Origin of the sequence: Paenibacillus nasutitermitis (assembly GCF_014641075.1) — a bacterium.
Lineage (GTDB): Bacteria > Bacillota > Bacilli > Paenibacillales > Paenibacillaceae > Paenibacillus_Z > Paenibacillus_Z nasutitermitis.
On the sequence record NZ_BMHP01000023.1, the window covers coordinates 1 to 7734 of the forward strand.

The window sequence follows — 7734 nt, forward strand, 5'->3', positions numbered from 1 at the left end:
GATAACAAAGAGAGGCCGGAAGCGTCTTCGTGCCTTGCTCTTTAGAGTGATGATGCCATTAGTCGCTAAGAATGCAGCCTTCCGGTCTTTGCACGATTACTACACAAAACGGCCAATAAATCCGTTGAAAAAGATGCAATCTCTCATCGCATTGTGTAACAAACTCATACGGATCCTGTTCGGGATACTGAAGAAGGGACATGAGTTCAGCGAAGAGAAAATGATCCAGGATATTCCTCGATTCGCAGGATTACTACAAGCAGCTTAAGTGAACATTTGCCTTTATTAATGGCCTAGTTAATGAAAAAACAGATAACAAGAAGCACGGATGAGTCGGAACGGCACTATCCTTACGGACGAAGATCCTGCCTTCGCAGCATATCTGACCTCCACCTTATGGACAGGTTGAATGAAGGAATGTGGGAGCGTAGACTCTGTGAGATGTGGGAGGGTTCACCGCCATGAGCCATGTGGAGATCCAAAGGTGCAACCATACTTTACCTGTGTAGCCACTTTCTACAAGGGGTGGTCTGGGAGGAGACTTTTTGCGCCTCCAACAGCCCCATAAATTTCTTCATTTACAACTTCGTTCCATTGAGATGTTATCTGTTAAGAAGAACACTTGGCCAAAAACCTAAGAAAATGCGAGCATTTAAGAGCAAAACGTTTCTCCATAGAGGGAGGATAATTGAATTGCGATCGTATTTGCATGAGACGTAAAATAGAGTGCTAGGAGATGATAACGTAGATTGGTAATCTCGAATATGATATCCTTTTTAAGGAACAAGCGTTCGAAAATTGTTTATCTAAGTGGAGGGTAAAATGAATATTAATGAATTCCAACAGTGGGTGAAGGAATATTACCAACATCGGAAATGGTCAGATTTGGATATTTTTGTTCGGATAGGATTTCTTGCGGAGGAAACCGGTGAAGTAGCTCGTGCGATTCGTGCACTGGAAATCGGACGAGATCGTCCTGATGAGGCTGAAGGCTCATATCAAGAGAACAAATCTCATCTAACAGAAGAACTTGGGGATGTATTAGGAAATCTCATTGTCATCGCAAATAAATATGATATATCCCTCGAAGATATTTTAAAAACGCATAAACAAAAACTTGGAGAACGCTACTCATCAAAATAAAAAAATTGGAGAGTTCGATAATGAAATCAATCGCTGTATTCTGTGGCTCCAGCAAGGGAGCCTCTTCCATCTTTAAAGAAAGTGCAGCAAAGCTAGGTCAGGAGCTTGCTAAACACCAGATCACCCTTATTTATGGTGGAGCCAATGTGGGTCTGATGGGAGCTGTTGCTGATGCTGTGTTGGAACAAGGAGGTCAGGTGGTCGGGGTCCTTCCCTTTTTTTTACAAAATCGCGAAATTGCGCATAAAGGTCTAACAGAGCTCATTATGGTAGATTCCATGCACGAACGTAAAACCAAGATGGCGGAATTGGCTGACGGATTTATTGCTCTTCCTGGAGGACCCGGAACAATGGAAGAATATTTTGAGATTTTTACATGGGGTCAGTTGGGTTTGCATAAGAAGCCTTGTGGTTTTCTGAATATTAATCAATATTTTGATCCACTTGTGTCTATGTTTGATGTGATGGAGCGTGAGCATTTCATGCAGGCTAAATATCGTTCTATGGTCATAACAGACGATACTCCTGAAGGTATTCTGAAGCAGTTCTCGAACTATGTAGCTCCTTCAGTCAAAACTTACCTTACCGACCAGCGTATTTGACCAGTAACCAAGAGTCTCCGATGTTAAGCTAACGCAGAACGATAGTGCAATACAGAGAGATTATGTTGAAAGGTGGAATTGGGTATGCCAGATTTCGAAATCTAGTCTAAATCATTTAGCAAATATAGATTAGGAGGAGTAAAAAAGATGGATACAGCCTTAACAACGATGCGTATAGAAACAGAGCGCCTTATCATTCGCCCTTACATTAAAAGTGACATGATGGAATCATTTGAACTTATGCAAAATCCGGAGCTGTTCACTTACATGCATTTAGACGTGTTACCGCTTGAGGATTACCAAGGGGTGTTCGAGTGGTTGATGAACAGCTATGGTACACCCTTCGATATGCCGTTTAAATATTCATTCGCGATTAGAAGCAAATTTACTGGAGCCTTACTAGGATGGTGCGGTGTAGGGATACTTGACTTTAGTGCACCTGACAAGGAGTTGTACTATTTGATTGGTCGTGAATATTGGGGAAACGGCTACGCAACTGAAGCGGCTGCTGCACTGGCTGCTTACGCGTTTGATGTTATCGGGCTCAACCGACTGTACGCCAAAGCAGATCCAAGGAACAAAGCATCGTTGAAAATTTTCGAGAAGCTGGCTTTTGTGTTTGACCGTGAGCTTGTGGGACTGACAGACGATTACGAGGATTGTAACGGTGAACTGATGCATGTGCTTACGAAGGAACAGTTTAAAGAGCGAAAAATTAATTGAATTGATGTAGAGTCCATCCCTGTATGGGATGGACTCTATTACAATTTTTCATAGTTTGCTGACAAGTACATGATCTCATTCCCGACGGACTGCAGGAAAGTGGAGATCTTAACGACCACGCTAACGGGCAGCATTCCTATTATGAAGAAATACGGAGTTTGAAATATAAAAAGACTCCTTGGTATGATGTTTAGGGGTCCCAGATGCTGGCCAGCGTCGGACCCAAAAACAAACCAAGGAGACTACAAGATGCATTTTACTCAAAATGAACGGATTAATCAAATCACTTCTTCAACTCTAATTGTCGGTGTAGACATCGCCAAATTCAAACATGTGGCTCGCGCGCAAGACTACCGCGGAGTTGAGTTCGGAAAGCCAATTGCGTTTGAAAATAATCGAACTGGTTTTGAATATTTCGATAGCTGGTTCGAGAAACTGGGGGCGGAGCAAGGCTTCCAGGACGTCATTGTCGGCATGGAACCTACGGGCCACTACTGGTTGAATCTTGCTCATTTCCTAAGAGAACAGCAGGTCAAGTATGGCGTGGTAAATCCGCTACACGTCAAGAAAAGTAAAGAGTTGGACGACAACTCGCCAACAAAGAATGACGTTAAGGATGTCAAAGACGGAAGGTATGCTGTACCCAATCTCCCTCAGGGCGTTTACGCTGAACTACGGGAAGCAATGAAAATTCGCGATCATCTGTCGACTGATCTGAGCGTGGTGCAAGGACGTGTCCATAATTGGCTAGATCGGTATTTTCCAGAGTTCCTTACGGTATTTAAGGATTGGGAGTGCAAGTCAGCCATCCACTTATTACGCCTTTATTTACTGCCACATGAGCTTGTTTCTCTTTCAGACGAAACCTTGCTTCTACATCGAAGAGAAATTGCAAAGCGTGGACTTGGACTGGGTCGCGTGAAGAGTTTGAAGGCAGCTGCCGCTCGTTCTGTGGGCATAAAACAAGGTTCACAGCTTGCCAAGATGGAGCTGCGACTTCTATTGACCCAATATGAACTGCTGCAAAAGAAGTTTGAAGAATTGGAAGTGCACTTGGATGAACTGCTGATGCAAATTCCGTTCGTCCCGCAATTGTTAGCGATTAAAGGGATTGGCAGAGACACCATTGCCGGATTTCTCGCTGAAGTAGGCGACATTGAACAATACCGTCATCCAAAGCAGATCATAAAGCTTGCGGGGCTGAATCTGAAAGAAAACACCTCCGGTAAGCACAAGGGGCAAGCTAAAATTACGAAGAGAGGCAGGAAACGGCTTCGAGCCTTACTCTTCCGTGTGATGATGCCGTTGGTGGCCAAGAACGCAGCCTTTAAAGCGTTGCACGAGTATTACACCAAACGTCCTGATAATCCTTTGAAAAAGATGCAATCCATCATCGCTTTATGCAACAAGCTCATTCGGGTTCTGTTCGGCATCTTGAAAAAGGGACACGAATTCAATGAAAGCAAAATGATGCAAGATATCCCTCGATTCGCAGAGTTATTGAAGGCAGCTTAAATGTAAGTATGATGAGAAATTAAGATCGTAGCGACAACAGATAAAAGAAGCACGGATGAGTCGGAACGCAACTATCTTACGGACGAAGATCCTGTCGGGCAGCATATCTGACCTCCACCTCATGGACAGGTTGAATGAAGGAATGTGGGAGCATAGACTCTGTGAGACATGGGAGGGTTGACCTCCATGAGTTATGTGGAGATCCAATAAGTGCAACCATACTTTACCAATGGAGCCACTTTTTACAGAGGGGTGGTCTAGGTAAGAACTTTTTGCGCATTTGCCGGCCCCACATATTTCTTTATATCCAATTAATTTCCATGAAAATTTCATCTGGTACATTCGTATTACGGTAAGATTCTAAGAATACGTGAGCATTTAAGAGCAAAACGTTTCTCCATAGAGGGAGATAGTTTAGTGGTTATCTTGAATTATGTATACAATGTAATAGGAGATTACATCTGATACAGGACTTTAATTACGCACAAGGGGGCTATACGATGGAATTTAAAATATCAGAATTAACGGGATATTCTACTGAAATTGGACATTTGATATCAATGATGAATTATGCAAGATTTACTACATTAAATTCCGTAGAAGGTTTGAGTATTCATCAACTTGATTATTTGCCAAACAAAGATAGCAATTCAATCGGGGCGCTTCTATTACATATGGCAGCTGTTGAAATTGGCTTTCAAATTGAGATTTTCGATGGCAGAAAACCTAATCAGCAAGAAATATCAGATTGGGGTGCTGCATATGAACTTGGAAGCTTAGGAAGAGAAAAAATAAAAGGAAACCCTTTGGAATTTTATATTGATAAATTAAATTTTGTTAGAAATAGAACTTTATTGGAACTAAGTAAAAGGAACGATGAGTGGCTCTATGAAGAAAGATTATGGGATAATCACATTTCCAACAATTATTTTATATGGTTTCATGTTTTTGAAGATGAAATCAACCATAGAGGACAAATTAGGATATTACGAAAGATGGCAACTATGTAGATCGACCTTTCATAACCGAGCAGATCACAACAGTGGTCTGCTTTTTCATTGAAGTAACGGGCAGGATAGTTCCAATTATGGTAATATGAGGTTGTGTCTTAGAGAGAGGTAACTGTTCCCGATTATTAGTCATGTCTCACATAAATTTCGTCTTAAAGGTGGTGGAATATGATTAGTTCTTCTACAATGTTCCCGATGTTTTGGTCAATAATCCTTTTAATTGTTTATGGACTTTTCATTTTACTTGGATTATATACATTGTATTTAATTATAAAGCTATTAATCAGAGCGATAGCAGCTCTCGATATATATTTAGATGAAAAGAGAAATAGACGACCTTAGATCGATCAAACTATTGAGCTAACGGGAAACGTTAGCGTGGAGTAGCTTGCTGCGGCAGTTGCTCCTTTTCTATTGAAGTAACGGGTAGAGTAGTTCCAATTATGGTAAAATTGGGGGGATATGTTGTCATCATATTTTTTTGGAGGTTAGGACTTTTATGTTTGAATGGTTAGAGGAAATTGAAAAGCCTCACAGAAATGAAAGTAGTTATGATGGTTTATTCAAAATAAAAAAACTTGAATCATCCTTCGAACCAAGTGACATCAGCGAAGTGGGGCAACTATTTGCTGCATATTCTGTGATTATTGGCTCTGATGCAATGACGCAAATTCCAACTCCGAATGAGAATGCAATAAGCCTAATTACCACTGAAATCACACCGCATTACACGGATGTTAAAGAATCTTACTATAACGGTGTGTTGCGAAGTATTAATGTAATGGGATTAAAGCCAAATTCAAAAAAATTATCGAAAATAAGCTTATTGACGGGATTTATCCTGTTGTAACAGATTTATATCGAAGTGCTGACATAAACCTCGCTACTGGGAGAAGGAATTTAAAGTACTTTTCCGTTCGTAAAGAAGCAATCATCCCACTAAATACTCGGGAAACTGAAAAACTGGAACACTTCTTCCATAATACTTTTTTTGCTGATACAGGGTCTGTTTTTCTTTCTCCAACAGGATGGGTCCTTGAGGAGAAGTTACGTGAATCTGCTACTATTCGTACTTTCATTGTTTTTGCACATTCACTTATTCTTGTAGTTGATACAAGCGATAATCGTATTGTAGGGTTGGATATTTACGCATAGTCGATTGTGCTAACGAGGAACAATAGTTCAACAAAAATGTGAAGACAGCCGATTAGAACGATCGGCTGTCTTTGTTCAACGGGCAGATTATTTGAAAACCTATCGAAAAATATTGATGGTAATCTTCTTGTTTCATTTGCTATAATTCCATAAAATGGTCACTGGATTGGAGTTGGTTTTAATGAATATTATGTTTGTATGTACCGATAATTTTACTCGAAGCGTAATAGCTGAATTTTGTATGAAGGATTTAGGTGCTCCCGATAGTGAAGATTTTGTGGAACAAATGAAAAAATTGGTTCATTTCTTTTATGAAGCAACGCCAAGTATCATACATAATCTAGAACAAAGGGCTACCCTTTAATAAGTGGTTTCTATTTCATCAAAAATGACATGATTAAGCTGGCGAAGTCAATGAGTTCATTACGCTAAAGGTTACGTTAGTTGACGCATCTTGGAGCAGTTTGCCGACGGCAGCTGCTCCTTTTCCGCTACGCTAACGTGCAGTTACGCTCAACGAATTTGGATTATAATAGAATGATTAATTTGATGCAGAGGTGATAGGAGTGCTAGGACTACCCAAAGGTAAAGTCTTTCTTATAGCTTGGACGGCAGAGTGGGAGAAGGAATTTATATGGGAGAAAACACAGATAGAAAATGAACTTGGCGAACTTATCTTGGCAGTCCACCATATAGGCAGTACGGCTGTGAAAAACTTATCGGCGAAACCTATAATTGATATTGGAATTGAATTAAAAGATTATCAACATGGGAGTGAATGTGTCCAAGGCTTAGAGAGGCTTGGATATGCTTATAGGGGAACAAACATACTTCCCGACAGACATTATTTCAGTAAGGGTGAGCCAAAAACTCATCAAATTCACATGTTCCAAACAGGCAGTTTGTATCTAGAAAAGATACTTGCATTTAGAGACTATTTATTGAAAAATGACGCAGCACTAAACGAATATCAAGAGTTGAAAGTGAAACTCTCCCAGAAACACGAAAAAGATAAACTACTGTATACGGATGAAAAAACTGAGTTTATAAATTCAATTTTGGACAGTTTAGGATTCAACTAACGAGGAACAAGAGTTTAGGGACTTGCTGGAGGCAACTCCTTTTTTCTTTGTTGAAGTAACGGGCAGCATTCCTATTATGAAGAAATACGAGGTTTGAGAAAAAGAAAAGCTCCTTGGTATGATATTAATGGGTCCACGACGCTGGCCGGCTGAACGGATCCCAAAAATAAACCAAGGAGAGTACATCATGAATTCTAATCAAAATGAGCGCATTAATCAAATCACATCTTCTACCTTAATTGTCGGTGTGGACATCGCCAAATTCAAACATGTGGCTCGCGCACAAAACAACCGCGGAGTCGAGTTTGGGAAGGCAATTACGTTTGAAAACACACGAGAAGGATTCGAATTGTTTGTGAACTGGTTTCGGAAGATCTCAACGGAACAAGGGTTCCAAGACGTTATTGTTGGCATGGAACCAACCGGTCATTACTGGCTGAACCTTGCTCATTTTTTTAGAGAAAAGCAAGTGAAGTACGGCGTTGTGAATCCGATGCACGTGAA

9 protein-coding genes and 1 pseudogene are annotated in these 7734 nt (G+C 40.6%); all 10 read left to right on the forward strand.

The window, feature by feature from the left end:
- Positions 1–268, forward strand: a pseudogene (locus tag IEY46_RS36700) (IS110 family transposase); the annotation flags it as partial.
- A 554-nt stretch (positions 269–822) separates the two neighbouring features.
- A complete protein-coding gene (locus IEY46_RS36020; RefSeq protein WP_189001195.1) occupies positions 823–1143 on the forward strand; it encodes a MazG nucleotide pyrophosphohydrolase domain-containing protein in 321 nt (106 codons plus the stop codon).
- 20 nt (positions 1144–1163) lie between these two features.
- Complete coding sequence (locus IEY46_RS36025; protein ID WP_189001197.1) at positions 1164–1745, forward strand: LOG family protein; 582 nt, start codon at positions 1164–1166, stop codon at positions 1743–1745.
- A gap of 147 nt (positions 1746–1892) precedes the next feature.
- The gene (locus tag IEY46_RS36030) at positions 1893–2468 is read left to right on the forward strand and encodes a GNAT family N-acetyltransferase (RefSeq protein ID WP_189001201.1); all 576 of its coding nucleotides are present in this window, start codon (positions 1893–1895) and stop codon (positions 2466–2468) included.
- 249 nt (positions 2469–2717) lie between these two features.
- On the forward strand, positions 2718–3983 hold the full coding sequence (locus IEY46_RS36035; protein ID WP_189001204.1) for an IS110 family RNA-guided transposase: 1266 nt from the start codon (positions 2718–2720) through the stop codon (positions 3981–3983).
- Positions 3984–4483: 500 nt separating this feature from the next.
- Positions 4484–4993 carry a DinB family protein gene (locus IEY46_RS36040; protein ID WP_189001207.1) on the forward strand — a complete coding sequence of 170 codons (510 nt, stop codon included), beginning with the start codon at positions 4484–4486 and terminating at the stop codon, positions 4991–4993.
- 499 nt (positions 4994–5492) lie between these two features.
- Positions 5493–5843, forward strand: coding sequence for a hypothetical protein (locus IEY46_RS36045; RefSeq protein WP_189001210.1), 351 nt, complete (start codon positions 5493–5495; stop codon positions 5841–5843).
- Positions 5844–6329: 486 nt separating this feature from the next.
- Positions 6330–6512, forward strand: coding sequence for a hypothetical protein (locus IEY46_RS36050; RefSeq protein WP_189001213.1), 183 nt, complete (start codon positions 6330–6332; stop codon positions 6510–6512).
- 202 nt (positions 6513–6714) lie between these two features.
- Positions 6715–7230, forward strand: a complete 516-nt coding sequence (locus tag IEY46_RS36055; protein WP_189001217.1) for a GrpB family protein — start codon at positions 6715–6717, stop codon at positions 7228–7230.
- Between the two features lie 187 nt (positions 7231–7417).
- A partial coding sequence (locus IEY46_RS36060; protein ID WP_189001220.1) for an IS110 family transposase occupies positions 7418–7734 on the forward strand: 317 nt, incomplete at its 3' end.